The following is a 2,235-nucleotide window of genomic DNA, read 5'->3' as shown; positions in this document are numbered from 1 at the left end:
GACAATTAACTTGGAGATTCGGTAAAAACTGATTGCAGTTTCTCTTGTAATGTTTGGTAAGAGAAGTGTTGCTTACCAAGTTCAAAATTTTTATCAGTGATAGCTTGGTAGCGTTCTTTATCAGTAAGAATATGGACAATTTGCTGAGTTGCATTTTCAATTACTTCGGGACTCACGGCAACTAAACCATTATCTAGTGTTTGGTAGTGATTACCTAAAGAGACAAAATCACAATTAACAGGTTTTATGTCTTTTTCATAAACGGAATACTCAAATATGAGTGTTGGTTTGCGTGCGAACATCGCTTCTAAAAGTTGGTTGCCCCAACCTTCATAAATACTCGGATACATAACAAAATCACAATCTACATAAGCGTCCCATAAACTGTAGATTTTTTTACCATTTCGGATTGTTCGCTCGTGATCGACCAGCGAGGGATCAATTATAAATTCAATACCGGACTGTTTACATTTGTCTTCAAGTAACTGGATATATGAGCCGTGATCTTCATGCAAACCAACCATAGCATAAACAATGCGTGAGTTTTCTGTGAATGGTTTACCATTATACAGCGTCTTGCCAATGAGTTGTTTTTTGTGTTCACCTAAACACTTAATCACATCGACAGCGAGTTCAATTCCTTTACGCGCAACCAGCCGAGTTCCTTGAAGAAAGAATAGGTCATTATCACTAATGCCTAATTTAGAACGAAAATCTTGGTTATATTGATCTCTTGACCATGTTTTTTGTTGGAAATCAAAAACGTTTGGAATGTATATTGATTCCACTCCTTTTTTGGTTTTTAGATCGGCCTTGGCAAGAGTATTGATGACGCAATGCTTAATATTTTTATCTAAAGGAGGGAAGTTTAGTTGTAAGCTTTTTTTGGCAAAGGGGTACTTAGAACCAGAGAAAAATTCACGCTCCCAATAAAAATCATGATGATGATTGACTACTTTAATTCCAGTTTTCTTTATTACTTGTGCAAAAGCATCACCGATAGGAATACTGCGTCCTAGACAACAGATATTGTTTGGCACTAAAACGTCGATTTTTTCGTCTATTAGGATTTTTTCTAATCTTGCTGCTACAAGTTGTTTTAATTTATTGGAACGCAACTTTAGTTCTTGTTCAGCTTTATCTTGATGAAGATATAACTCCATACGTAGTGCTTCGTCTTCAGGAAAAAGAAGAGCCATTTCATCAATCAGATAAGTCGTTCGTTCAGATGACCCTTGGGATCCAGCGATATAAACAACTTCATGTCCCAGTTGTTCAAGGATTAGCGCCCACTTATCCATTTCTAACGAAACACCATCTGTTTCACCAACTCGATAATGAGAAAGTGCTATTTTCATATTAAAACCTTATTTAATGTTACCTGTAGCGACGTCCAGATAAATTCTTTTTGAACTACTGAAAGACGCATTAGTTATGATAGTGATTGTGAAAAGATCGCAAATCGATTTTATACTTAAACGGAATTGAATCATTTATCATAGAAAGTGTTAAAGAATGAGCAAAATGATAGATTATATCCTTGTGGTTGATCACAGATTTCATCAATTTAATGCCGTTGCTCTGTGAACAAAAAGTGAAACCAACAACTTAAGAGAAAAATGAATGGAGTCAACGATGATATCGGCTATTGCTATCCGGTTAACCAGAGGGTCGGATTTAAAAAAATCTATCCAACAACTTGTTGTTCAACATAATATACAAGCAGGTAGCCTCGCTTCCTGTGTTGGTTGTTTTTCTATAGTAAACCTTCGGTTAGCCGGAGCACAGACAACATTACAACTCGAAGAACCACTAGAAATAGTATCAGTGATGGGCACTTTAACAATAGAACATCAACATATTCATGTGTCAGTTTCTGATAGTGCAGGACGTGTTATTGGAGGACATTTATTAGAAGGGAGTATAATTGACACCACAGCAGAACTTATAATACATCATTATCCATCTTTCCATTTTTCTCGACAGCTCGACAGCAGTACAGGTTTTACCGAGCTGGTGATTACTGAGCTCTAGTTTAACGGGATAGTTTAACGGTAGTTTAACGGGACACACACCGATCGCTTACAAGGACACACACCAAATAGTATGAGAAAGCGACTGAGTTTCTGTCACACTTGTTCAATTTATACACGCTCAATTTCCCTTAAATACTCAGCTTGTTATCGTGGTACAAAACGCATGAGGATCACCATGACGACCGCACGAAAACAACTC

At 36.9% G+C, this 2,235-nt stretch carries 2 protein-coding genes; one reads left to right on the top strand and one right to left on the bottom strand.

The annotated features are described in order from the left end of the window. Positions 1-5 precede the first annotated feature (5 nt). Positions 6-1,358 carry a glycosyltransferase family 4 protein gene (locus R3X26_RS18695; protein WP_317718831.1) on the bottom strand — a complete coding sequence of 451 codons (1,353 nt, stop codon included), beginning with the start codon at positions 1,356-1,358 and terminating at the stop codon, positions 6-8. A gap of 277 nt (positions 1,359-1,635) precedes the next feature. On the opposite strand from R3X26_RS18695, the gene R3X26_RS18690 reads away from it, so the two are divergent. Beyond that, positions 1,636-2,034, top strand: a complete 399-nt coding sequence (locus R3X26_RS18690) for a PPC domain-containing DNA-binding protein (RefSeq protein ID WP_317718830.1) — start codon at positions 1,636-1,638, stop codon at positions 2,032-2,034. The last annotated feature ends 201 nt before the right edge of the window (positions 2,035-2,235 follow it).

The organism is Vibrio sp. TH_r3 (assembly GCF_033101115.1).
Lineage (GTDB): Bacteria > Pseudomonadota > Gammaproteobacteria > Enterobacterales > Vibrionaceae > Vibrio.
The sequence above is the reverse complement of the archived record's forward strand: the minus strand, read 5'-3'. Positions and strand labels throughout refer to the sequence as shown.